The organism is Dryocola baronae (assembly GCF_051297175.1).
Taxonomy (GTDB): Bacteria; Pseudomonadota; Gammaproteobacteria; order Enterobacterales; family Enterobacteriaceae; genus Dryocola.
This window is the reverse complement of record NZ_JBINNY010000001.1, coordinates 3,602,847-3,627,809: the sequence shown is the minus strand read 5'-3', so window position 1 is coordinate 3,627,809 and position 24,963 is coordinate 3,602,847. Positions and strand designations below refer to the sequence as shown.

The 24,963-nt window shown below is 56.3% G+C and carries 15 protein-coding genes, 1 tRNA gene and 2 pseudogenes; 12 read left to right on the top strand and 6 right to left on the bottom strand.

Features of this window, described 5'->3' with window-relative positions:
• Window positions 1–2 precede the first annotated feature (2 nt).
• Complete coding sequence (locus ACSPHG_RS17310; RefSeq protein WP_435954722.1) at window positions 3–662, top strand: phosphatase PAP2 family protein; 660 nt, start codon at window positions 3–5, stop codon at window positions 660–662.
• Between the two features lie 615 nt (window positions 663–1,277).
• Here the strand turns inward: ACSPHG_RS17310 and ACSPHG_RS17305 are convergent.
• Both ACSPHG_RS17305 and ACSPHG_RS17300 read right to left on the bottom strand, forming a co-directional pair.
• On the bottom strand, window positions 1,278–2,594 hold the full coding sequence (locus ACSPHG_RS17305; protein WP_435954721.1) for a B12-binding domain-containing radical SAM protein: 1,317 nt from the start codon (window positions 2,592–2,594) through the stop codon (window positions 1,278–1,280).
• A complete protein-coding gene (locus ACSPHG_RS17300) occupies window positions 2,591–3,532 on the bottom strand; it encodes a fatty acid desaturase family protein (protein WP_435954720.1) in 942 nt (313 codons plus the stop codon). The genes ACSPHG_RS17305 and ACSPHG_RS17300 overlap by 4 nt, the downstream gene beginning before the upstream one ends.
• A 665-nt stretch (window positions 3,533–4,197) precedes the next feature.
• On the opposite strand from ACSPHG_RS17300, the gene ACSPHG_RS17295 reads away from it, so the two are divergent.
• Complete coding sequence (locus ACSPHG_RS17295; RefSeq protein ID WP_435954719.1) at window positions 4,198–5,928, top strand: ShlB/FhaC/HecB family hemolysin secretion/activation protein; 1,731 nt, start codon at window positions 4,198–4,200, stop codon at window positions 5,926–5,928.
• Window positions 5,929–5,994: 66 nt separating this feature from the next.
• Window positions 5,995–16,614, top strand: coding sequence for a hemagglutinin repeat-containing protein (locus ACSPHG_RS17290; RefSeq protein WP_435954718.1), 10,620 nt, complete (start codon window positions 5,995–5,997; stop codon window positions 16,612–16,614).
• A 305-nt stretch (window positions 16,615–16,919) separates the two neighbouring features.
• On the opposite strand, the pseudogene ACSPHG_RS17285 reads toward ACSPHG_RS17290, so the two are convergent.
• Window positions 16,920–17,105 (bottom strand): annotated as a pseudogene (locus ACSPHG_RS17285) (SymE family type I addiction module toxin); the annotation flags it as partial.
• A 260-nt stretch (window positions 17,106–17,365) separates the two neighbouring features.
• Between ACSPHG_RS17285 and ACSPHG_RS17280 the strand changes: the two are divergent.
• Both ACSPHG_RS17280 and ACSPHG_RS17275 read left to right on the top strand, forming a co-directional pair.
• A complete protein-coding gene (locus ACSPHG_RS17280) occupies window positions 17,366–18,145 on the top strand; it encodes a VENN motif pre-toxin domain-containing protein (protein WP_435954717.1) in 780 nt (259 codons plus the stop codon).
• Window positions 18,129–18,392, top strand: coding sequence for a hypothetical protein (locus tag ACSPHG_RS17275; RefSeq protein ID WP_435954716.1), 264 nt, complete (start codon window positions 18,129–18,131; stop codon window positions 18,390–18,392). The genes ACSPHG_RS17280 and ACSPHG_RS17275 overlap by 17 nt, the downstream gene beginning before the upstream one ends.
• Window positions 18,393–18,430: 38 nt before the next feature.
• Here the strand turns inward: ACSPHG_RS17275 and ACSPHG_RS17270 are convergent.
• Window positions 18,431–18,670 (bottom strand): annotated as a pseudogene (locus ACSPHG_RS17270) (SymE family type I addiction module toxin); the annotation flags it as partial.
• Between ACSPHG_RS17270 and ACSPHG_RS17265 the strand changes: the two are divergent.
• Together ACSPHG_RS17265 and ACSPHG_RS17260 are read left to right on the top strand one after the other, a co-directional pair.
• Complete coding sequence (locus tag ACSPHG_RS17265; RefSeq protein ID WP_435954715.1) at window positions 18,597–19,073, top strand: hemagglutinin repeat-containing protein; 477 nt, start codon at window positions 18,597–18,599, stop codon at window positions 19,071–19,073. The pseudogene ACSPHG_RS17270 and the gene ACSPHG_RS17265 overlap by 74 nt on opposite strands.
• A gap of 118 nt (window positions 19,074–19,191) precedes the next feature.
• Entirely contained in the window at window positions 19,192–19,527 is a 336-nt protein-coding gene (locus ACSPHG_RS17260) for a tyrosine-type recombinase/integrase (RefSeq protein WP_435956050.1), read from the top strand.
• A 203-nt stretch (window positions 19,528–19,730) separates the two neighbouring features.
• Here ACSPHG_RS17260 and ACSPHG_RS17255 read toward each other — a convergent pair.
• A tRNA-Arg gene (locus tag ACSPHG_RS17255) sits at window positions 19,731–19,807 on the bottom strand.
• Between the two features lie 186 nt (window positions 19,808–19,993).
• Here ACSPHG_RS17255 and folD point away from each other — a divergent pair.
• The 5 genes from folD (at window position 19,994) to malI (ending at window position 24,754) form a co-directional block, all read left to right on the top strand.
• The gene (gene folD / locus ACSPHG_RS17250) at window positions 19,994–20,860 is read left to right on the top strand and encodes a bifunctional methylenetetrahydrofolate dehydrogenase/methenyltetrahydrofolate cyclohydrolase FolD (RefSeq protein WP_435954714.1); all 867 of its coding nucleotides are present in this window, start codon (window positions 19,994–19,996) and stop codon (window positions 20,858–20,860) included.
• Window position 20,861: 1 nt separating this feature from the next.
• Window positions 20,862–21,074, top strand: a complete 213-nt coding sequence (ybcJ, locus tag ACSPHG_RS17245; RefSeq protein ID WP_121265615.1) for a ribosome-associated protein YbcJ — start codon at window positions 20,862–20,864, stop codon at window positions 21,072–21,074.
• Between the two features lie 60 nt (window positions 21,075–21,134).
• Window positions 21,135–21,662, top strand: a complete 528-nt coding sequence (locus ACSPHG_RS17240; protein WP_435954713.1) for a metal-dependent hydrolase — start codon at window positions 21,135–21,137, stop codon at window positions 21,660–21,662.
• A 349-nt stretch (window positions 21,663–22,011) separates the two neighbouring features.
• Window positions 22,012–23,511 (top strand): PTS transporter subunit EIIC, encoded by a 1,500-nt coding sequence (locus tag ACSPHG_RS17235; RefSeq protein WP_435954712.1) that lies wholly within the window; start codon window positions 22,012–22,014, stop codon window positions 23,509–23,511.
• A 226-nt stretch (window positions 23,512–23,737) separates the two neighbouring features.
• Complete coding sequence (malI, locus tag ACSPHG_RS17230; protein WP_435954711.1) at window positions 23,738–24,754, top strand: Mal regulon transcriptional regulator MalI; 1,017 nt, start codon at window positions 23,738–23,740, stop codon at window positions 24,752–24,754.
• Here the strand turns inward: malI and ACSPHG_RS24285 are convergent, their stop codons facing one another.
• Window positions 24,755–24,844: a hypothetical protein gene (locus tag ACSPHG_RS24285; protein ID WP_494516572.1), complete on the bottom strand. Its 90-nt coding sequence runs from the start codon at window positions 24,842–24,844 to the stop codon at window positions 24,755–24,757.
• Window positions 24,845–24,963 lie beyond the last annotated feature (119 nt).

Here is a 24,963-nt window from a genome sequence, read left to right as displayed (position 1 = left end):
TTATGAAGCTAATTCGGATTACTGAGACTGAAACTCTTCGTTCTCGACTTAAAAGTTATTTATTGTGGATGCTGCCGGTGTCAACGTGCTTTTTCGGCCTTTATCCCGCGATAAATACCTTTACCACCACCCGGCAGGATACGCTGGCGCTCTGGATCCCCGCCGAACTGTTTATTCCATTTCTTCCCATTTTTATCTGGGCCTATCTCTCTATGTATTTAATTATTTTGGTGCCGGTCTTTTTTCTTAACAAGCGTGAGCAGAAGCGAATGGCTCTTGAATTAATGGCCATAACAACAATTGCGGCGCTAATTTTTTTGCTGTTTCCAGCACGGCTTGGCTTCGTGCGGCAACTGCCATCTGACCCGCTTTATCGCGCGCTATTCGAAAAATTACTAACCCTTGATAAACCTCACAATCTGGTCCCGTCGCTGCATGTTGCCTGGTCTTGCACCGTTGTACTGGCCGTCACCCGGAAATCTGTAGGATGGTTTGCGAAGACGCTATACGGTTGGTTGGTTCTGATTGTCCTTTCCACGCTGTTTGTGCATCAACATCATTTGCTGGATGTGATTAGCGGTGGATTATTATCGCTATCTATCTTTTATTTCACAGGGAATGTTTATGAAAAGAATATGGGCCGTACTCTTGGCGCTGGTTAGTCTCAACGCTATTGCTGATAGCTCAGAGGAAGCGATTCATCAAGAATTACGTCATGGAGGAAGGGGGATTGAAGCATCGCTTTTTCGACTCCTCCTCGATAAGTGTTCGGTAACCTTACTGTCTGAAGAGTACATCTGAGGAAAGGGATGCATATATTGTTTCCAGTATAAAACCACCTTCAAGTGGCTGCGATAACTCACCTCCCGACACTCTCCTCTTATCTGGCTCGGTTTTAAAAGAGTTTTTAATGTTTGATCAGTCGAAGTATCTACATAACCAGGACTAATAAGACCAGTTACGCCAGAGAAATTGCTTGTCCATTTAAATATGCGGTTTGAATGTTTGTAGATGATGAAGAAATAGCCTTTCTTTGCCAGATTTTTCAGCACTGCGGCATTTTCCTCTGAAGTGAGAAAAAACGCTTATTGCAAAAAAATCTAAGTTGCTCTTTGGAATAGAAGTAGCCACGTTGGCACCCGCAGCCAATATAACAGAGCACAACAATGCACGCATAGTTCTGACTGTACGATACATCTACAGCATATTAAATTCTTTAGCATGTTATCCATTTATCGTCTTTTTCTCATCCATGTGTTTTAGAAAATCAGGCCGACTTAGCTATTGGGATTAAATTCTTCAGGCTGCTCGCGGCGGAGTTTCCTGGCATATATCCGAAAACCAATATTTGCCGCAAGGCGCACCCATCGAGAACCAGGGCGAATAAATGCACGCTTTAAAATAGCGCTAGTGCGGTAGGTTTCACGCCAGGCTTCATGTAATAAGGCTTGCAGGCATTCAGGTTGAAGATTTTTAGGACGGAAAACCACATGTTCGTTGTCATAAAGACTGAGGTCGTGGCTAATAATTCGATCTTCATTGAGCATATTTTGATGCAGTTGTGTGCCCGGCAGAGGGGTGAGTACGGAAAAACGGACTAAATCCAGACCCAGTGAAGGGATTTCTGCTACCGTCTGGCGGATACTTTCTTCAGTATCATCATCAAAACCTAGTACGAAACAACCCAAGCTCGCGATGTTATTTTTACGCAGAGCTTCGATTTGACGTCTGTATTCACTGACTTTATTGCAGGGTTTACCTATTTCACGCATGGTCAGTTGGCTGAGGTTTTCCAATCCCAACAATAGCCCCTCGCAGCCGCTACGGTGCAGGGCGGCGAAGACCTCACCGTCGTCAACAATATTCAGCGTAGATAAACCAGACCAACGGATCTTTAATGGCATCAGTGCGTTGAAGAGCTCAAGAGCATAGTTGCGGTCGGAATAGAGATTCGGATCGAGAAATATCCAGCGCTTTGCACCATGGGTGCGGATTTCATTGATGACTTCATCAATCGGACGTGCTGTACCCTTTTTTCCCCATTGCTGCTGGATAGAACAAAATTCGCACCCCAAACGACAGCCGCGATTAGCGACAATTGTAGGGATCCCCATATAGCCTTTTGGCGCCTGTAATTCGCGGCGGGGAATAGGCATGGATAAACATGCTCGAGAAGGCTGGTGGTAATAGATGTGCTGCGGCTGCCCTGCGGCGAAATCATAAAGAAATTGCGGCCATGTCTGTTCTGCTAGACCTACAACCACGGTGTTTGCGTGGAGCGCGGCTTCATCCGGTTGCAACGTTGCGTGCGCCCCTCCTATGACCACATGTGCACCGCGCGCGCGCCAGTAAGAACATAGATAGTAGGCGCGGGACGAAGAGGATGCCGTCGCCGTAATAGCGACAATATCGTAATCACCATCTCTTTGCGGACGGCTAACACCTTCGTCCACAATGTCGACATGGGCATTTAGCTCTTCTGGAATCAATGCCGCGAGCGTTGTAAGCGTCAACGGGGCATAGCTTATAGACGTGGAAAAATAACCTTGTCGGCGATAGGTTCGATCGAAAGGTAAAATCAGTAGGATTTTCATAGTACTTTCCTAGCGTGAAGCTCACAAGAATTGAGTAAATCGAAGTTAGCGGGGGCGCCCATAGGCGGTGCCGGGCGCACACCATTGCGCCAGAGACTAAACCAGATACGCCAGAATGTCGGACGCGGCTGATCGTCCACTAGAGAAGGCAGCTCATACCAGGGGGCGGCAGGGTGTTGATGATGTGCTAGATGGAAGTGATAGTTCAACGCCAGCCAGCGAGATAGCGGCAGCACTTTTAAATTCCAGGCACCGTTTTTTACATCACGGCGGCTCCAGGCGTGATTGACATATTGCAGTGCCGACCAGTGCAGTGCAAACCCCCATAGACAGGCTGTATACGCCAGAATATTGAGGTCAAGTAACCAGAAAAGTATCGCCTGCCAGGTAAATGCCAGCGCTAATTCACACCAAACAGCAAACACAGGTAAAGCGGCTAATTCTGCGACCTGCGAGCCAAACCCAAGCACGGGAGCCACTCTTTTTACGAAGAAAGTGGAACGATAAAACCACCACGCCACCAACCAAATAGCATTCCCAAGAACGACGCAAAAATAGTAGAACCCAAATAAATTCCCCAGATAGAGCCAGCTATTACGTAGCCAGCGGAGTTGGTTCGGCAGAAAGTAATCATACAGCTCTCTGTCAGTGCGATTGTGGTTATGATGATCGAGATGCGCTTTGCGTTGCAACAGAAACGACATTGGGAATGCCCAGCCAGCGATTACACCTATCAGCCGGTTTGCCCAACGGCTTTCGGCAGCTACACCATGTACCGCCTCATGCATGATGGCAAAGGGCATATTATTAATAAGTGCGAAAAACCAAATACCAGTGATTGCCCAATACCATGGAGCATGGCTTACCACCCACAGACAACTCCCTGATAATGTGAGAGACAAAACTAGTAAACCGGTATTAATTAAGGATTTCATCATCGTTCATCCTGAACGGTCATACAGAGAATTAATTGTGGTCAGATGCTATATTATTTTTATCTCAATTACCAAAAAATCAATTATATGAATATAATACTTTTCTTTTAGTTGATCAGAGTCAACAATGGTTGGGGTAATGCAATGATTAAAAATGGACTGTTCAATGAGGTTAGTTCAAAGTTTCAATTTTTTCTGGTTAGAATGTCTCAGGGTAATAATAATCGAGTTTTTCTGTATTTGAGTTGTGTTTTTCTTACGTTGGCTTTATTTTTACAATGCGCTGGTGCAATTGATTCCCCCGCCGAATTTTAAAAGAGAGCTTATGCATATAATGCCGTGATAATTCCCAAAATATAAATGAAGGTAAAAGAGGGCTAACAGAATGTCGTGTTTAATCCAAATGAGCAGGTAAGGTATGTTATTAAGTGGCGACATATTTATTTAAATTATTAGAGGCCTTTCATTTATTCATGCGTTCAATTATTTTATTGAATGTAGCGTGTCGTAATCCCGAAAAGAACGCCTTAATAGTATTAAATTTGATAATTCATACTTCAGTTTGTTTCCTATTCTTCGCTCCCCGCAAAATTCTCTTGCTTTATAAACCGCCGAGTGAATAATTAACGTCTGGTTACACATATTTACATTTTATGAAACGGATTTTCATGAAAAGGACTTCTATACCATTTTGGCATCAGCCAAAAAACCTGGTTCCCGTTATCGCAGGAACGCTATTATCCCTATCTTTCCCGGTATTTGCTGCCAGCCAGAACGACATTCTCGAGCAAGGGGCGGCAACGCTCGATGCCAGGGAACAGCTGCGCCAACAGGAGCGCGAGCGCGCGCTGCAAAAGCAAAATGCGCCGCAAACGGACGCGCGTCTTACCCGTTCCGACGCTGTGCTTCCTGATTATCCGGCCCACGAAAGCCCGTGTTTTACCATTAACCGGCTTGCCCTTATCGGCGAGTCCGGCGAGCGCTTTCAGTGGGCGCTCGGCGCAGCCGATGACGCGATAGGGCGCTGTCTGGGCGGGCAGGGCATTGTCCTCGCCATCAATAAGGTGCAAAACGCCATCCTGGCGAAAGGCTACGTCACCACCCGCGTCATGGCACAGGAGCAGGATCTGACAAAGGGCGTCCTGACGCTGACCCTGCAGCCTGGACGCGTCGGCGACGTTCGCTTTGAGGAATCCGTTTCGTGGCGCGGACGGCTCTGGAACGCCATTCCCGACTCGTCGGGCGATATTTTGAATTTACGCGACGTCGAACAGGGGCTGGAGAATTTCCGGCGGGTGCCCAACGCTACAGCTGACATCAAAATTGTCCCCGGCAGGCATGATGCCACCAGCGACCTGCTGGTTAGCTGGCAGGAATCCCGCCCGGTGCGGCTCAGCCTGGGGCTGGACGACAGCGGCTCTAAAAGTACCGGGCGCTATCTCGGCTCCGCGACGCTGGCTCTCGATGCGCCCTTTGCGCAGAACGACCTCTTTTATGCCAACGTCGGTAAGGACGTGCTCCAGCATGGGCCGTTCGGCAACCGCTCGCACACGCTGAACTACTTTTTCCCGGTGGGTTATTGGGGTATTGCAGCCAATTACAATGACTATACCTACCATCAGAACATCCCCAACGCTAACGAAGTGCTGCGCTACAGCGGTAAAAGTGACAACGTTCAGCTGACGGTGTCCCGGCTGCTGTACCGCGATCGGTCGCACAAAACAACGTTGAACCTGCGCGGCTACCGCAAGCATTCAACCAACGCCGTAAACGACATTAATATCGACCAGCAGAAGCGCCGCACCGCCGGTTGGGAGCTGGGGCTTAACCAGCGCAGCTATCTTGGGACCGCAACACTTGACGCAAATATCAACTGGCGGCGCGGAACGGGTGCGTTCAACGCCCTGCCTGCCCCGGAAGAAGCGCGTCATGAAGGGAGCGCGCGTACGGGAATGTTGCTCGGTGACCTGGGCTTCAACCAGCCCTTTACCCTGGGTGAGCAACCCTTGCGAATTAACACCAGCCTTCGCGGACAGTGGAGCCCGAACGCGCTGACCCCCCAGGAGCGCATGGCGATTGCAGGACGTTACACCGTGCGCGGCTTTGACGGCGAACAGGTGCTGTCCGGCGAGAAAGGCCTGATCTGGCGTAACGAAATTGCCTGGAACGTATTCGCGCGTGGCCATGAGCTTTACCTCGCTGCCGATTACGGCAGGGTAGACGGCCCGGGTACTAAATCCCTGGTTGGCAAACAGCTGGCGGGCAGCGCGGTTGGCGTGCGCGGAGCGCTATGGAGCCGATTGAGCTACGACCTCTATGCCGGACTCCCTCTCTATAAGCCAGCAGGCTTCCACACTTCGGGTGCCACGGCAGGTTTCAGCCTCAATCTGGAAATCTAATACCCGAGTGCGATCCCCTTTTATTGATACAGACAGAATGGACTGGCTTTTCTCAAGGACGACCCCATGAACAAACATTGTTATCGCCTAATCTTTAGCCGCACCCACGGAGAGCTGCGCGTCGTATCCGAGCTGGCCCGCAGCTGCAGCACTGAGCCCGGGCAGCGCCAGGGCGCAGGAATTACCGACGTAAGCCGTTTATGGGTGACCGTGCGGCGCTCGGCGTGGCTGCTGGGGCTTGCCTTGTTTGCCGGGCCAGCCATGGCCGACGGCATTGTGGCGGACGGCAGAGCCGCGCCCGGACAGCGGCCGGAAGTAATCGCCACCCAGAACGGTTTGCCACAGGTCAATATCGCCGCCCCCAATCAGGCCGGGGTATCGCATAACCAGTATCAGCAGTTCGACGTCGATCGAAAGGGCGCCATCCTTAACAACTCGGCTGTGATGACGTCCACCCAGATGGCAGGGATGATCCAGGGTAACCCCAATCTTAATCCCAACGCTGCGCCTGCGCGGGTGATCCTCAATGAAGTGAACAGCAACAATCCCAGCCAGCTGCGGGGCTTCCTTGAGGTGGCCGGTGGCAAGGCGCAGGTGATAGTGGCTAACCCTGCCGGTATTGTGTGCAACGGCTGCGGCACTATCAACGCAGGGCGTATGGCGCTGACCACCGGCAAGCCGCTAATGAACGCGGACGGCAGCGTGGCGGGATACCAGGTTGAGCGCGGCGTGGTGCGCATCGACGGCGGCGGACTCAACGCTGACGCTCGTCATGATACAGAATACGTCGACATCCTTGCCCGTGCGGTGGAGGTCAATGCTGGCGTCTGGGCGAAAGAGGGGGTGTCGGTCGTAGCCGGTCGTAACCGTGTAAGCGCGGACGGAAAAACGTCGAAACCGCTGTCGGACGACGGCGGCGCTAAACCCCTGCTTGCAATAGACATGGGCCAAATGGGCGGCATGTACAGCGGCAGTATCAGCATGATAGGTACCGAAGCTGGCGTGGGCGTGCGCAATCAGAACGCGCAGGTTCACGCGGGTAAGACGCTAACCGTGAGCAGTGAAGGCAAGCTCAGCTGGCAATCGGATGCGCAAAATGCCGCCACGCAGGCTGGCGGCGATATCAGCCTGGCGGCCAAAGACGCGATCGACTATCAGGGTAAATTACACGGCGGCGGGCAACTTTCCGTGCAGAGCCGCGAGGGCACGCTGACGCAGACCGGCACGCTGGCCGCTGCGGGTGATGTGCACCTCAACGCCGCCCGTGGCATAGAGAGCAGCGGGCACCTGCTGGCGGGCAGCGACGTCAACAGTCAGATTGTACGCGACGCCAGCCTGCGCCTGGAAAGCCAGGGTGATATTCGGGCGAGCGGCAGCCTGCTGAGTAAAAAAGACGTCAGCGCGAGCGGACGCCGGGTTGATCTCAGTGACGCCAGGGTGGCCGCCAAACAGGCCTCGCTCGCCGCCCGGGAAGGCGGCGTGGCGCTGCGACGCTCCGCCGTTGATAGCGAACGGTTCACCATTAACACCGCCGGTGATATCGATGCGCGGCAGGCGCAGGTTAAAGCGGGCCGCTGGGCCGTCGATGCGAATAATCTATTCAATCAACAGGCCGCCTGGTCGCAGACGGGAGGTGGCGAAAGCCGCTTCACGCTGACGGGGCGGCTTGACAACAGCGACGGCACCATCGAAAGCCGTCAGCTCAGTTTCAGCGCGGCGGCGTTGACCAACCGGCACGGGCACCTGCTGGCGCTCGATAACGCGGCGCAGCAATGGCGGATCGACGGCCTGCTTGACAATGCGGGCGGGGAACTGGGCAGCAACGGCGACCTTCGGCTTGACGCTGGCAGCCTGGATAATCAGGACGGTACGGTAAAAACCCAGGCGGCGCTGGCGGTGCAGACCTCCGGCGCGGTCAACAACGCGGGGGGTAACCTGCTGGCCGGTCGCGATCTTACTCTCCGCGCGGGCGGCAGCGTGAACAACCAGTCCGGCACCCTGAGCGGAGGCCAGCTCACCCTGACGGCCGGACATTTGAATAATACCGAGGGGCAGGTCATAAGCCAGGGCGACCTCGGACTGACGGCGGACCGGCTGGACAACCAGCGCGGCCTCGTCGGGGCGGGCAAGAGCCTTGATATTCGCACCGGCGACTGGGACAACCGGGGCGGCACGGCGCAGGGCGAAACGTCACTGACGGTGGCGGCGAATGCCGTCAACAACGACGACGGCAAGCTGCTGTCAGGCCAGCAGCTAACGCTGAATGCCGCAGGACACGCCTCCAACCGTGCCGGTGAAATAAGCGGCACGACGCTGACCGTAAGCGCCGACGACCTCGATAACACGCTGGGTAAGGTGATTGGCCAGCAGACGCTGGATCTGCATGCCCGTAAGGGGCTGGATAATGCCCAAGGGCTAATTGGCGCAGGTAACACATTGGCGGTACTCACCGCCGGCGATCTCAACAACCGCGGCGGCACCCTTACGGCAGGCGGGCAGGCTAGCGTAACGGCGCGGGATATGCGCAACGACTCGGGCAAACTGCTGGGCGGCGAGCAGCTAAACCTTACAGCGTCGGGGCTACTGACGAACGGTAACGGTGAAATCAGCGGCGAGTCGCTGAGGCTCAAGACCGGAAAAGTAGATAACGCCCAGGGCAATGTCGTCGCCCAAAACGAGGTCAGCCTGACGTCGCAGCAGGGGCTGAATAATGTCGGCGGCTGGCTTGAGGCCGGTAATGTCCTTTCCGTGAGCGCCGGAGGCGACTGGGATAACCGTGACGGTACCGCTCAGGGCGGTCGGCAGGTGACCGCCGCAGCGCGCACGCTCGATAATACGGGCGGCAGGCTACAGTCCGGTGGAGACCTGACCTACAACGGTGCGGGAGATATCCTTAACGGCAACGGTAAACTGACCGCGCAGCAGGCCCTCGTCGTCAACGCAGGCGCGGCCAGCCTGTTTGATAACGACGGCGGGCTGCTGCAAAGCGGTGGCGATCTGTCTCTCCAGGGCGGCCGACTGACCAACCGACGGTCAGGGCTGATTTTCAGCCAAAACGCGCTGTCCCTGCGCCTCGCGGGGGAATGGGACAACCGGGGCGGCACCTTTACCGGCATCGGAAGCTCGTGGGTGCGCGCCGCAAACCTGCTGAATGCCCAGGGAACGATCAACGCGTTGGATAGCCTGGACATGCAGTTCACCGCGAAGCTGGATAACGGCCAGGGTCGCATTTTCAGCCAGCTGTCTCAGAACCTTGAGGCGCAGGACATTATCAATGCCGGTGGCTGGATGGGCAGCCAGGGCGGCTGGCACGCCGTCGCCGACGGTTTTGACAACGCGCAGGGCAGCGTGCAAAGCCAGCAGGATGCGCAGCTTACGACGAACTGGCTGGGCAATGCTAAAGGCATCCTGCAGTCGGCGGCAAATCTGGCGCTGCGCGTTGCGCGGGATATTGATAACCGCGACGGCAAGGTTTCAGCGCAGGGGCAGCTTGCTGTCCATGGCTCGACTCCACAAGCCTTTACCGGCGCGATAAACAACGCCGGTGGCCAGTGGCTGGCGGGTGATGCGCTGAACGTTGCGGCCCAAAGCCTCAACAATACCCAGAGCGGACAGTTGTATAGTCAAAAGCTGCTGCGCCTCGATCTGAACGGCGGGCTGGATAACCGTAGCGGCAGGCTGCAAAGCGGCCAGGACCTGTCGCTTAACGCACAGGCGCTTAACAACGCTGGCGGGACGATAGACGGCCAGCAGGCGCTTACGCTGCGCATTCTCGGCATGCTTGACAATACCGGCGGCGCGGTACGTAGCAACGGCGATTTGCAGCTGACGGCGGGAAACATCAATAACCAACGGGGCGTGTTCAGCAGCCGCGGCGGCATTGGCCTAACGACGGCACGGTTGGACAACGCTGGCGGTACGCTCATTAGTCAGGGCACGGGCATCTATCGCATCGACACGATTAATAACCAGCAGGGCAAAGCACACAGCGGCGCGTCGCTGTCGCTTGAAGCCACCCGGGTGAATAACCAGGGCGGCCAGCTGGTCGCAACGCAGGGGCTGGCGCTAAACGCGGGCTCGCTCGACAACAGTAATCAGGGGACGCTCAGCAGCCAGGCGTCGCTTGACGTACAAACGGACCACCTCAACAACCGCGACGGCGGGCTGATATTGGGCACTGCGCACACCCGCATCACCGCGCGCGAAATCGACAACGCAGCGGGCCGACTGCAAAGCGCCGGGACCCTCGACCTTTCGGCGGTGTCGCAGCTGGACAACCGCCAGGGGCGCATTTTGGCTAATGGCGATCTCAGCATCAATGCCGGACTGTTGCCGACCCATTCACCGCTTGCCCTGCTCAACCAGGGCGGGCGGCTGGAAAGCGCTGGCGCTCTGACACTGCATACCCGCACTCTGGAAAATCAAAACGGTACCCTGCTTGGCCTGAAGGCGCTAACCCTGACCGCGCAGCAGGATTACACCCATAGCACGGGCGAAACCGTCAGCAGCAACGGCACGGTCACCTTCTCCCTCAGCGGCGTCTTTAATAATCTCGCGGACTGGCTGTTGCCGGGCAACCTGGTTCTCAACGCCGCGGGTATCACCAACCCGGCGACGCTGGTGAGCAAAGCGCTAGAGCTAACGACCGGCGGTGCCCTGGTGAACACCGGGCGTATCGAGGCGGACACGATGACGCTCAGCGTCGACACGCTCGACAACGCCGCGACGCTGATGGGGGACGAGATCGACGTGCGCGGGCGCACGATTGACAACCATGGGGCGCGGGCGGTGATAGCAGCGACCCAGAACCTTAGGCTGCATACCGTTGAGCGCCTGGGAAACACCGACGGCTCCCTGCTGTACAGCGGCGGCGGCCTGTCCCTGCTTAGCAACGATCTGATTCAGAACCGGGCGAGCTACATAGAAGCCGACGGCGATATTTCCATCGAGGCACGCCGTCTGGACAACCTGCGCGAAGGGCTTGAGATCCAGCGCGATGCGCAAACGAGCGACTACACCTGGCATCGCTATAACCTTTACTGGCGTTCTTTCGGCTCGGGGGTGATTACGGATAAGAGCGCCATGGCGCCGACCACCCAGCAGCTCACCTTCCAGGATGACGCGGCGGTGCAAAATAACCGCTACGGCACGCTGCTGGCTATCGATGCCTCCGGCAAACGCGCGCAGGTGCGTGTGAAAGACAACAAAGGCCAGCTGACCGAACTGTGGGTGAACTACCTGGCGCTTACCCCCAACGCCGACGGCACCTACGCGATGACGTTCTATGAAACCCGCGGGTTCCGTCAAAACGACGTGCCCACGCCTTATCAGAATACGTTCTGGCGCGAACATGACCGGGGACGTCTTGATCAGTGGGATCCGGAGCGGCACATTGATATCGACAGCGCGCCGTACATTACCGACTACAGCACTCTGCGCGAACGCACCGCGACCGGCACCGTCACGCGTGATGCGCTGGTCAGTGAAGGTATCGGCGCGCGCATCCTGGCGGGCGGCAATATGCTGCTGCGCATCACCGGGCAATTGCTCAATGACGCCAGCGTCATTACGGCGAACGGTAATCTGACCCAGGACGGCGGTGGCAGCGTCGACAATCGGGGTTATTCGGTCAACGAGCGTCGTCAGGAGTTTATCGTTGACCACTACGACAAGAGCACCCGTCACTGGTATCCGACGTTCAACTATGACGAAACCACGGCTCTTGCCACCGTTGACGGCATTATTACCGGCAACGGCAATGTCAGTATCAACGGTGCCAGCATCACCAACACGACGGTGAACCAGGCACAAATCAGCCAGCTTGAGGCCGCATTGAACGCCGTGGATGCCGAGCGCGCAGAACTTGCGCGCAACCCGCTGGCCTTTACGGTGGATGGCGTTGACTACCATAGCGGCAACGCAGCGCTTGCGGCAGGGGGCCAGCTTACGCCGTCCGGCTCTATCCCGGCATCGCCGTTGGGTCGTCCGCTGCTGCCTTCTGAACTGGCGCTGACCCAGATGCAACACCTGATCAGCGTGGCGACAAGCGTTCCCGACAATGGCCTGTTTGCGCAGCATACGTCGGCCAGCAGTCCGTTCCTGGTGGTCACCGATGAACGCTTTACCCGCCGTGATAAGTTCATCAGCAGCGATTATCTGCTCGACCAGGTGGGTTACGATCCGGCGCAGGTGCACAAACGTTTGGGGGACGGTTTTTACGAGCAGCGCCTGGTGCGTGAGCAGGTGCTGCAACTTACCGGTAAACCGTCCGTCAAGGGCGAAGACGCGATGGCGCAGTACCAGCAGCTGATGAGCAATGGTGCAAGCGTGGCGCAGGACTTCCATCTGCTGCCGGGCGTGGCGCTGACGCCGGAACAGATTGCCGCGCTGCAGCAGGACATCGTCTGGTTGGTCAGCGAAAAGGTGCAAACGGCCGACGGCCCGCAAACGGTTTGGGTGCCAAAGGTGTACCTTGCGCAGAACACGCTGCGCCTGACCGGGGACGGCGCGGTGATCGGCGGCGGCAATCTACAACTCTCGGCGGGGAGCATTATCAACGCCGGTAATCTCTTTGCCGACAAGGCTCTTTCCGTCGACGCCGGGCAGTTCCTGCATCAGGGCGGTGACGTCAAGGCTGGCAGCATTGACGTGCAGGCCGACACGCTGTCGATAAGCACCAATCTGCAGGACGCGCTGCGCCAGGCGACCCTGAGCGCTGGCGACATTAGCCTGCGTGGCACCGACATTACGCTTGCGGGCGCGAAGCTGGACGCGACTAACGCCCTCAGCCTAAGCGCGCGCAACGACCTGACCATTACCACGGCCAAAAGCAGCCACCGCGCTGACATTGAGGTTATCTCCGGCTCGATGGGCAACCGCACCAGCGCGGGGATGGAGGATGCAGGCAAGCGTATGGCGCAGGTCAGCGGCGAATGGCAGCAGGCGCAGGGAAGTACGCTGAGCGCCGGTGGCAATCTCATCCTTTCGGCTGGGCATGACGTGGCGCTCACGGGCAGCCAGGTCCAGGCCGGAGGCCAGCTGGGCGTGCAGGCCGGAGGGGATATCAGCATCAAGGCTGATACCACCACTAACACCTCCCATCTTCAGGCTGGAAGCCGCACCTCATCGGTAAGCGGCGACCGTGAGGAGGAGCGCCTGGTACTCAGCACCCTGAGCGGTAACCGGGGCGTGACCCTGCTCGCAGGAAACGACCTGCTGGCCGAGGGGGCACAGGTTGACAGTAAAGACGGCCGCATTGGCGTGAGCGCGCAGGACGTCACCATTACAGACGCGCGCAGCCGCACGTATGACCTCGACAGTGAAAACAAACGTGAGGGGAAAACCCGTCGTCAACGCGAAGTTGAAACGGAACTTATTACCAGCACGGGCAGCACTTTCAGCGGCAAACAGGGCGTGACGGTGATTGGACGCGAGGGTGATGTGACGGTCACCGGCAGCACGCTTCACAGCGAGCAGGGTGCCATCGCGCTGCAGGCCAAAAAAGATGTCATGCTCAACACCGCAAGCGAAAGCGAATCCCAATACAGCGAAGAGCGCACGCAGAAAAAAGGCGTCCTGAGCAACAGCAGCAGCCATACGGTTAGCGAGGATCGCATAACGCGTGAGAAAGGCACCCTGCTCAGCGGGGAGAGCGTCAGCGTGAGCGCGGGCAACGACCTGACGGTGAAAGGGTCGTCGATTGCCGCCGACCACGACGTTACCCTGCAGGCAGGCCACAATGTCGATATCGTTGCGGCCACCGAAACCGAGTCGCACTACCTGCTGGAAGAAAAGAAAAAAAGCGGCCTGATGAGCAGCGGCGGCATTGGCTTCACGGTAGGCAAGCAGTCGAGTAAGCATGAAATCGACGAGAAAGGCACCACCCAGAGCCAGAGCGTCAGCACCATTGGTAGCAGCCAGGGCAACGTCACCATCACGGCGGGCAACCAGCTGCACGTCGGCGGCGCTGACCTGGTCGCTGCCAAAGATCTGAATCTTACGGGTGACAGCGTGATCGTTGACCCAGGATATGACCAGCGCACCCGTACTGAAAAGTTCGAGCAGAAGCAGAGCGGGCTGAGCGTGGCGCTTTCGGGAACGGTGGGCAGCGCGCTTAACACCGCGGTAAGCACGGCGCAGCAGGCCAGAAAAGAAAGTGACGGTCGCGTCAGCGCGCTGCAGAACACCAAGGCTGCGCTGTCCGGCGTTCAGGCCGCGCAGGCCTATGCGCACGACAACGCCCTGACCGAGGCGGCGAATGCGTCAAACGCCGCCACGAACCGTGGCGCAGACGATCCTAAGGCTGCAAAAGGTGCCACCAACACCATCGGCATCACCGCGTCCTATGGCAGCCAGTCGTCGAAGAGTGAAACGCGCACCGACAGCCGCCGGTCGCAGGGCAGCACGCTGACGGCCGGACAAAACCTGTCGATAACGGCGACCGGCAAGAATAACGCCACGCAAAGCGGCGACATCACGATATCAGGCAGCCAGCTTAAAGCGGGCAAGGACCTGATGCTTGATGCGGCGCGGGATATTACCCTGCGGTCCGCGCAGAATACCGAAAGTACGGTCGGTAAAAACGAGAGCCAGGGCGGCAACATCGGCGTGGGCATCGGTGCGGGGTCGGGCGGCTATGGCTTCACCCTCTCTGCCGGGGTGAACGGCGGTAAGGGCCACGAGAATGGCAATGGCCTGACCCACACCGAGACCACGCTCGATGCGGGCAGCCAGCTCAGCATGACAAGCGGCCGCGACACCACCCTGAAGGGGGCGCAGGCCAGCGGAGAAAAAGTGACCGTTGATGCGGGGCGCAACCTGACGCTTGAAAGCGAGCGGGACAGCGACCGCTATGACGCGAAACAGCAGAACGCCAGCGCGGGGGGCAGCTTCACCTTTGGCTCGATGACCGGCTCGGCCAGCGTGAGCGTGAGCAGGGACAAGCTCAGGAGCGACTTTGACAGCGTCAAAGAGCAGACCGGGCTGTTTGCGGGCAAGGGCGGGTATGACGTTAAGGTCGGAGAGCACACGCAGCTCGACGGCGCGGTGATAGCGAGCACCGCGGACGGGGATCTGAACCGCCTCGACACCGGCACGCTGGGCTGGAGCGACATTCACAACGAGGCCGACTACAGCGCCCGGCACAGCGGCGGCTCCCTGAGCACCGGCGGGCCGGCGGGCAAGGACCTGATGACCAACATGGCGGGCGGCATGCTGTCGGGGGCGAATAACAGCGGTCACGCGGAGGGAACGACGCTTGCGGGCGTCAGCGAGGGCGCGCTGGTTATCCGGGATACGGACAGGCAGCAGCAGGATGTGACGACGCTCAACCGGGACACGGACCACGCCAACGACGGCAGCATCAGCCCAATCTTTAACAAGGAGAAGGAGCAGAGCCGGCTCAGGCAGGCGCAGCTTATCGGTGAAATCGCCGGTCAGGCGATGGACGTCATCCGCACGCAGGGAGAAATCGCGGGGCTGCGGGCGCAGACGGACCCGGGTGCGCTGTCGCAGGCCCGGGAGCAGCTGGCGAAAGAGGGGGAACCGGTGAGCGAGGCTGCGGTGATGCAGCGGGCCTACAACAATGCGATGCAGCAGTACGGCACCGGCAGCGACCTGCAGAAGGCGGCGCAGGCGGTGACGGGGGCGCTGACGGCGCTGGCGGGGAATAACCTGGCCGGCGCGCTGGCGAGCGGGGCGTCACCGTATCTGGCGACGGAAATCAGGAACCTGACCACCACCGACGGAGAGGTGAACGTCGCTGCAAACGCGATGGCGCACGCTGTGCTGGGGGCGGTGACCGCGCAGCTGAACAACCAGTCGGCGGTAGCCGGGGGGCTTGGTGCCGGTGGGGGCGAGCTGGCGGCCCGCTACATTGCCGGCCAGCTGTTCCCGGGCAGGAAGGTGGAGCAGCTGAGCGAGAGTGAGAAACAGCAGGTAAGCGCGCTGAGCGAGCTGGCAGCCGGACTTGCGGGCGGCATGGCGACGGGGGATACTGCAGGCGCCGTGACGGCAGCGCAGGCGGGTAAGAATGCGGTTGAGAATAATGCGCTGGGGAGTGTTCTTGCAGCGGCAAATAAACAAAAACCGGGTACCACAGCGAATTATGAATCCGGTACGCAGGAAGCCATCAGGGAAGCCTGTAGCGGTGGGACACCTGTGTCATGTGAAACGGCAGTAGCTGCAATGGGAAGTGCGATGGTCTGGCCGTTATTACCGGCAGCGGCAGGGACGACAAGCCTTATTGGGGCGGGAGCGAATGCGGGTATTGGCTGGCTGATTAACGGCGAAGTGAACCCGAATGATGTGATTCTGGGTTACTGGACAGGGGCATTAACCGCAGGTACAGGACTGGGGGGGACAATGGGCGTGAATGCGGCCAGTGGAGCGACATCAAGCTATCTGAAAGGTGATGATCCACTGAAAGGCGGTGTAATCAGCGGAGCGGCGTCGGGACTAGGGTATGGTGTTGGTAAACTGGTTGAGCTGCCTTTGGATAAAGTATTAAACCCAATGAAACCTTGGAAAGACTGGATTTGGGTTGATGTTGGTATGGGGATATCGAAGCCTATACCGACAGATCCGTTGCCGGGAATTGCTGGAAATATATTTGGTTCCGGGGCAACTGAATTTTCGAATGATCAGGCAGGTAAATGGGTTAAAGACCATTCGGAGGCTAAGAAATGAGGATGAATAAAGTTAAGTGGCTATTTACTTTTTTATATCTCAACTTAGCTCTAATGCTTATATTTACGCTATGGTTTATGCTCGTTCAAATTGGAACTGAGTTCTTTTATTCATTGTATTACGGCGGAAAGTTTAGTTTTTCAAATATTGATTTTATGAAATCAATAAAAGCAGGCTTGTTCTGTGGTGTCCTTGCTGGTTCTGGTTGTTGGTGGATTTATTACCAGCGTTACAGACAAAGTCGAAACAGATAGCACAAAAATCCCGGCCATCGAGCCGGGATCCTCTTACTTGTCACTCAGCCATTAAACCCACTTCCCGGCAGGTGGCCGCTTCGTCGTGATCACTTCGATAAACTCAAGGATCTGCTGTTGCTTTCGGCCTGAAAGTTTACAGACCTTCCTCAGCGTCTGCATTGTCTCAGGTTCGGGCGGAGGTAAGGGTAACGGCTCTTCGGCGGTCAGCACCAGGCAACCGGGCATCACCCGAACCTTCAGCTGACTGCGCTGGCGGGGAATAACCTGGCCGGTGCGCTGGCGAGCGGGGCGTCACCGTATCTGGCGACGGAAATCAGGAACCTGACCACCACCGACGGAGAGGTGAACGTCGCGGCGAACGCTATGGCGCACGCGGTGCTGGGGGCGGTGACCGCGCAGCTGAACAACCAGTCGGCGGTAGCCGGGGGGCTTGGTGCCGGTGGGGCGAGCTGGCGGCCCGTTACATTGCCGGCCAGCTGTTCCCGGGCAGGAAGGTGGAGCAGCTGAGCGAGAGTGAGAAACAGCAGGTAAGCGCGCTGAGCGAGCTGGCCGCCGGGCTTGCGGGCGGCATGGCGACAGGCGATACTGCAGGCGCCGTGACGGCAGCGCAGGCGGGTAAGAATGCGGTTGAGAATAATGCGCTTAGCCTGACATCGGGGATGATGGACTACGGACAAGCGGCGGCCTCCTGGAATCAGTACGCCATGGATAATAATCTGACACCAGAGCAGACTCAGGCCGGGCTGGATAAGCAGGCGAAAGGTGATTTACCGGAGGGGGCCAATGTTACGAAAGTTATCGTTAATGGGTACAAAGACGGTATGTTGATAGCGGGAGCCGCTTATTTAGGGCCAGCGGCATCGGTGGGTAAAGTTGTGGGTGGTGCAGTTCTTGCGGAAATAGCCAATGGTACTTATCAGTGGTTCGACCTGAGCCAACCGGGGAATGAAAACAAGTCCTGGGATTATAAGGAAAGCATATCTTCCGGAATTACGGGTGCCCTAGCACCGAGACGCAGTGTATGGTCGAACGCAGGAATCGCACTAGGAGGAACATTATTTACTGATGGCCCAGATAACGGGGCCCTGACTGGTACTGGTACTGGTACTGGGGCTGGATGGGTGTTTGGTACAACAGTTGACCTTATTGCACCGCCTATATTTGACCCTGTAGTGGGGCAATACACAGGTTTCGTTGGTGAAGTGATCGGTTCTGTTGGTGGGGAATTTATTAGTAATACAGTTAAGGAAGAAGTAAATGAAAAGAAAAAATAAACTTACTGTAGGCTTACTTCTTCTAAGCATTACATATATGGTCTTTTGCTGTTTAATATTTTTCTCTCTAGCTCTGATAGCTGTGAAATTTATAATTCACCATGAAATCAGTATTAGGCAGTCAGATGTGGAGCATGTTTTAGTTGCCAGTATTATTGCAGGAACGGCATCAGCTTTTGGAGCATGGTTGTTCGCAAAAATAGATGAGCTTAAAGCCCGAAAATCTTCTCCATCGGATCCTGTGTAAAGCGCAGATCCTGGCCCTCGAGCCGGGATTTTTACTTTTTAGTCGTCTTCGCTGCGGATCAAGCAGTAGTAGCGATCACGTCTGATCGTCGGAATATCGCCGGTATCGTTGAGCGCCCCCGGAAGATTCTTGAGCCACTGGTTCATCTTCTTTTTATTGACGTGGACGAAGCTTAAGACTTCGACGCAGCCCTATAGTTCTCGGGTGTTCTGGGCGGTGATAACAGTACAGTCGGGCATCACTCTGATCCGGATCGGCATACCCGGTATAAACCCGGCCAGCGCGCTGCAGAACACCAAGGCTGCGCTGTCCGGGGTTCAGGCCGCGCAGGCCTATGTGCACGACAACGCCCTGACCGAGGCGGCGAATGCGTCAAACGCCGCCACGAACCGTGGCGCAGACGATCCTAAGGCTGCAAAAGGTGCCACCAACACCATCGGCATCACCGCGTCCTATGGCAGCCAGTCGTCGAAGAGTGAAACGCGCACCGACAGCCGCCAGTCGCAGGGCAGCACGCTGACGGCCGGACAAAACCTGTCGATAACGGCGACCGGCAAGAATAACGCCGCGCAAAGCGGCGACATCACGATATCAGGCAGCCAGGTTACAAGGGGGCAAGCCAGATTATTGTTAATAATAGGAAGATATCTGATGTGGAAAACGTTCCTGAGCTTATATTGAACGAGGCAAAAAAAAGAGGGGTGATCTAAAATTTATTGAAGTGATGAACTGTTGAGTTTTTTATTTGTTTATCTTGTGAAGTAATCGTTGGCATGCTCATTATGCCAACGACGCCAGCATCAGTCCGATTGCAGCCGTTAGGTTAGGTGCCGGTGGTGGCGAACTGGCGAGGCGAGTAATCGCAAGTCATCTGTTCCCGGTCCAGGATAAATCAGGTAGCTCGTTGGGTGTGGCGCTGAACGACACAGCTTGCCGTGTGCTGCGTAAGCAAATCGGCAGGCATTCGGCGCTGGTGTTTGTTCACAGCAAAGAAAAGAGACTAAGCAGTAGACAGATTCTGACCGAAACAAGGCCGCTGCGCGTCGATAATTATAAGGCTTGGAATAGCAGCCTGAAGCGGGCCGGAATAAAGAATTTTCGGTTTCATGATTTGCGGAATATGTGGGCCAGTTAGCTTGTACAGGCTGGTCTTCCGCTGTATATGCAGCAAGAAATGGGCGGCTGGAAATCAATAGAACTGGTGAAGCGTTATGCGCATTTAGCGCCGAACCATTAAAGAAAACACGCAAGAAAAACCCATGATTTTTTTAACGATACAAAAACGACACAGGGAGACAGTCAGGCGGGAAGAAAAGCATCGTAACACATTGATGTAAATGGTACGCCCTACAGGGCTCGAACCTGTGACCTACGGCTTAGAAGGCCGTTGCTCTATCCAACTGAGCTAAGGGCGCACTGAGTCCCTTGCGGGAGCGTTGCGGACTCGGATTATACGGTCAGCGCCTTTTGAGTCAATGGCTTTTCAATCACCTGCCGGACATTTGAGCATAAAACCCCAACAAAGCCTGACAGCGCGCCTGGCTTCTGACAAAATAGCAACAATCCCCTCCTTTTTGATTACAGACGGAATTATCTGACTGATGGCAGCAAAGATTATTGACGGTAAAACGATTGCGCAGCAGGTACGGCTTGAAGTTGCTGAAAAAGTTCGTGCCCGAATTGCCGCTGGAAAACGTGCCCCTGGTTTGGCCGTTGTGCTGGTTGGCGAGAACCCTGCATCGCAAATTTATGTCGGCAGCAAGCGTAAAGCCTGCGAAGAGGTGGGGTTCATTTCCCGCTCCTATGATTTGCCCGATACCACCTCTGAAGCCGAGCTGCTTGAGCTTATCGATACGCTCAACGCAGACAGCGCGATCGACGGCATCCTGGTGCAGCTTCCGCTGCCTGCCGGTATCGATAACGTGAAGGTGCTCGAGCGCATCGACCCGGATAAAGACGTTGACGGTTTCCATCCGTATAACGTGGGCCGCCTGTGCCAGCGTTCGCCGCGTCTGCGTCCCTGCACGCCGCGCGGTATCGTGACGCTGCTTGAGCGTTACAACATCGATACCTATGGCCTGAACGCCGTGGTGATTGGCGCATCCAACATCGTTGGTCGCCCGATGAGCATGGAGCTGCTGCTGGCAGGCTGCACCACAACCGTTACGCACCGTTTCACGAAAAACCTGCGTCACCATGTCGAAAACGCCGATTTAGTGATTGTCGCGGTCGGCAAGCCGGGCTTTATTCCGGGCGAGTGGATCAAAGAAGGCGCGATTGTGGTGGATGTCGGTATCAACCGCCTTGAGAACGGGAAAGTGGTCGGCGACGTAAATTATGATGAAGCTGCGGTCAAAGCCTCGTATATTACGCCGGTTCCGGGTGGCGTTGGCCCAATGACCGTCGCCACTCTTATCCAGAATACCTTGCAGGCCTGCGAGGAATATCATGATGTCGATGGAGAGTAAAATGGCGACCTTCTCATTAGGAAAACACCCCCACGTTGAACTGTGCGATCTGCTTAAGCTGGAAGGCTGGTGTGAAAGCGGCGCGCAGGCGAAAGCGGTGATTGCCGAAGGCCTGGTGAAGGTGGATGGCGAAGTTGAAACCCGCAAGCGCTGCAAAATCGTTGCGGGCCAGACGGTGAGCTTTGAAAGCCTGAGCATCACCGTTCAGGCGTAATTCCTTTCCCTCACCCTAACCCTCTCCCTCGGGAGAGGGGAATGGATCGAGAATCACATCATGCCCACTATCATCACCCACGCCGCCGTTCCGCTCTGTTTGGGCTTAGGTCTCGGCAAAAAAATTATCCCCCCTCGTTTGCTGCTCGGCGGTATCGTGCTGGCTATGCTGCCGGATGTGGACGTGCTGGCGTTTAAATTCGGCGTGGCCTACGGTAACGCCTTCGGGCACCGTGGATTTACCCATTCGCTGCTGTTTGCGTTTGTGGTGCCGCTGCTGTGCTTGTTCGGCTATCGCTGGTTCCGGGCGGGCGTTATCCGCGTCTGGCTGTTCCTTACCGTGTCGCTGCTGTCCCACAGCCTGCTGGATTCGGTTACCACCGGCGGCAAGGGCGTCGGCTGGCTCTGGCCGTGGTCGGATGAACGATTTTTCGCGCCCTGGCAGGTAATTCGCGTGGCGCCTTTCGCGCTATCAAGCTATCTCCAGCCGCGCGGGCAGGCGGTTATCCTGTCGGAATTGATGTGGGTCTGGCTCCCCGGCGCGATACTGGCATTTTTGCTGTACGTGATGCGCAAGAACCTGCGTTAGGTTTTATCGCGTTTTCGGCCTAAGAACCGCCTTCCGGGCGGTTTTTTGTTGCCTGCGATTTGGCTCTTGTAGCGTAGCGCCGCCGCCCACCGCAGTTGCACGCTGGCGCATGCGCTTATCCGCTCTACAGCTACCGCTCGTTTATGCAGTAATCCCCCCACTAATCCCAGGTTAAAACCTGCGCGACTTCAAATATTCGATAACAGTATGGCTACAACTCAGATTTTAGTTGCCGAGGAAATAACCTTTCGTCACTATGAGTAGAACGTTCTAGTAGAACGTTCTACTTACCATAAAAACGCGTAATTTCACTAAACGCGATGGCAGCGTCAACACCGGGGGATTGTCCATGAGTATTTTATCGAGTGTTACCAAATCGTTATCTAAGCTGTCGATGATAGGCCGCGCTTTAATGCTGCCAATCTCGCTGCTGCCCGCTGCGGGTCTGTTACTGGCCTTTGGCGATAAATTCCATTTACCGCTGATGATGAACGCGGGCGGGGTGATTTTCGACAACCTGCCGATGCTGTTCGCCATCGGTTCTGCCGTGGGTCTGGCGGCGGAGTCGGGGATTGCCGCGCTCTCTGCGGCGGTTTCGGTGTTTATCATTAACGTGACCATCGGCACCGTGCTGCACATCACGCCGGAAATGGCGGCGGCGGGCGGGAAATACGCCATGGTCGTCGGCATTCCGACGCTGCAAATGGGCGTTTTCGGCGGCCTGATTTCCGGGATTCTGGCGGCGTGGTGCTACAACAAATTCCACACCATGCAGCTGCCGGAATTCCTCGGCTTCTTCTCCGGTAAGCGTTTTGTCGCCATCGCGACGGCGTTCCTCTCCTTCCTGCTGGGCATGGCGCTGCCGTGGGTCTGGTCCTACATTCAGTCGGGTATTGATTCGCTGTCGGTGATTGTTAACGGCGATAACCAGGCGCTTTCTACCTTTATTTTCGGCCTGGTTGAACGCGCGCTTATCCCGCTCGGCCTGCACCACATCTGGTATCCGTCCTTCTGGTATTCGTTTGGGGAATACACCACCAGCGCGGGCCAGGTGATCCACGGCGACCAGACCATCTGGTTCAAAATGCTGGAAGAGGGTGTGAAATCCTTCAGCAGCGACAGCTACCACAACGCCGGTAAGTTCATGCAGGGTGAATTCCCGCTGATGCTCTTCGCGCTGCCCGCCGCGTGTCTGGCGATGTATCACGAAGCGAACACCAAAAATAAGAAAATCGCCTCCGGCATTTTATTCTCCGCGGCGCTGACCTGTTTCCTGACGGGCATCACCGAGCCGGTTGAGTTTACCTTTATCTTCGTGGCCCCGATTCTCTACGTCTTTAACGCCATCATGGCCGGGCTGTCGTACATGTGTATGTATCTGCTGCATGCGCATATCGCCAAATCGTTCTCTGCCGGTATGATCGACTACATCTCGTTCGGCATCCTGCCGTCGTTTAACGGCTACCAGACGAACTTCCTGATGGCGGTCATCGTCGGCGTGCCGATGGCGCTAATTTACTACTTCACCTTCCGCTTCGTGATTCGCCGCTTCGACGTGAAAACGCCGGGCCGCGCGGACGTCACGGCCAACGCCAACGACAAAACCGATACCGAGCTTGCCGGGGATATCATCGGCCTGTTGGGCGGCGCGGAAAACATCAACTCCGTGGGGTCATGTATTACCCGCCTGCGCCTTGAGGTGGATAAGAGCGCGAAGGTGGATAAAGACGGCCTTAATAATCTCGGCGCGCGGGGCGTGGTATTTGTCGGCGACTCGGGGATACAGGTGATATTCGGCGCAAGGGCGCAGTTTATCGCGCAGACCATGTCCACGATGATCGGCAAGTAATACGGCAAACTGCAAAGCCCCCGGTATATTTAACGGGGGCTTCAGATTGCTGACAAAGAACGAAAAATCGTGGTTTTTCCTGCTTTGTCATTATCAGACGAAAATCAATGAATTGATTTTCCTTGTTATTTTTCGGCGTCAAAGGCTCATATTGTGTAAGTATGAGGTTTGTCATCAGTCACCTTTATGGTATTGATAACAAGGAATTTTGGCATACGGGTATGGAATGAAAAAGGTCAATATCATCGATGTGGCAAGGCTTGCCGGCGTCTCCGTGTCAACGGTGTCGCTGGTGTTGCGCCAGAAGGGGAAAATCTCCGAAGCCACCATCGACAGGGTCAACGACGCCATCAGGGAGCTGGGCTACGTTCATAACACGGCGGCGGCGAACCTGCGTTCGAACACCTCGAATCTGATTGGCCTGATCATCCGCGACTTTAACGACTCCTTTTCGGTCAAGGTCACGGCAAGCGTGGTGCAGCAGCTCGAAAAGCAGGGTTACATGGTGTTTCTCGGCCAGCCGCAAGATGAACACCAGCAGCTGCGCCAGTGCCTGACCTCCTTTACCCAGCAGGGCGTGGCGGGGGTGATTTATCTTGATGCCAACCACCGCTCGTCGTCCGTTCCCGCGCTTATCACCGAATGCCCGCTGCCCACCGTGGTTATCTCCGAATCTTCCGTCACCTGCACCAGGGACATCATCGGGCGCGATAACCGGCAGGCGGGGAACCAGGCAACGCGCTACCTGATTGAACGCGGCCACCGCAATATCGCCTATCTGGGCGGCACCGCCGAATGTTTGATTCGTGAGGAAAGGCTGCTCGGCTACCGTGGGGCGCTTAAACAGTACGACCTGCTCTATCGCGATGACTGGGCGCCCGCCTGTGATAACGACACCCTGGCCGCAGCGCTCGCCACCCGCAGGCTGCTGGAAAACAACAGCAAGATCACCGCGATTCTGTGCCATTCACCTCCGGCGATTATCGGCTGCCTGAGCGGCATCCAGCAGGTCGGGCGCACCGTGGGTAAAGACGTATTCCTGACGCAGCAGGTATCGCTTATCGGCTTTGAGGACATGATGCACATCAACCTGACCTCGCCGCTGTTCAGCTATGTCTCCGCCGCAAGCGACGAAACGGGCCGCCAGGCGGCAACCCTTATCGTCAACAAAATTAAAAACCCAACGCTGCCCGCGCAGAAAATCATTATTTCCGGCGAGCTGGTGCTGCGGGAATCCGCATAGCTACCATCTGCGCTCCAGAAACAACACCGCCACGATAAGCACTACTACGATCAGCAAAAACCCCAGGGATATGGCAAGGGCATCGTCCATGTCGTTTCCCTTTGAACGCGGCTAATTCAGCCAGTCTGGTTGAAAATTGACCAGCTCGAAATGATAAAAAAGTGTGATTGAGCGCCGCCGCGCGCGGCAAATTCGCGCCCGGGCTTAAA